Genomic DNA, 554 nt, shown 5'->3' with positions numbered 1-554 from the left:
CTGAGCGGCCTCGCCCAGCAAGCCGTCACCCTCAAGTTCCACACCTTCATGGCGCCGCAGTCCAACGTGTGGCTGACCATGCACAAGCCGTGGATGGAAAAGGTCGAGAAAGAGTCGGGCGGCCGCATCAAGTTCGAGGGCTACCCCGCCATGCAGCTGGGCGGCACCCCGGTGCAGCTGTACGACCAGGCCAAGGACGGCGTGGTCGATGTCTCCTGGACGCTGCCCGGCAACACCGCAGGCCGCTTCCCGCGCATCGAAGTCTTCGAGCTGCCGTTCATGATGAACAACGCCGAAGCGACGTCCAAGGCGTACTGGGAGTACGTGCAGACCGTCGCCCAGGACGAATTCAAGGACGTGCAGGTCCTGGCGCTGCACGTGCACGGCCCCGGCATGTTCCACACCAAGGACAAGCTGATCAAGACGGCCGACGACCTGAAGGGCATGAAGGTGCGCGGCCCGACACGGCAGATCACCAAGATGCTCGGCTACGTCGGCGCCACCCCGGTGGGCATGCCGCTGCCGCAGATCCCCGATGCGCTGTCCAAGGGCAC

1 protein-coding gene is annotated in these 554 nt (G+C 65.2%); it reads left to right on the top strand.

The features are described 5' to 3' along the window. Positions 1-554, top strand: a 554-nt coding sequence (locus tag FN976_RS28705) for a TRAP transporter substrate-binding protein (RefSeq protein ID WP_145897521.1), incomplete at both ends; no start/stop codon positions are given.

It is taken from the genome of Caenimonas sedimenti, assembly GCF_007833165.1.
Lineage (GTDB): Bacteria > Pseudomonadota > Gammaproteobacteria > Burkholderiales > Burkholderiaceae_C > Ramlibacter > Ramlibacter sedimenti.
This window is presented reverse-complemented; position numbering and strand designations above follow the sequence as displayed.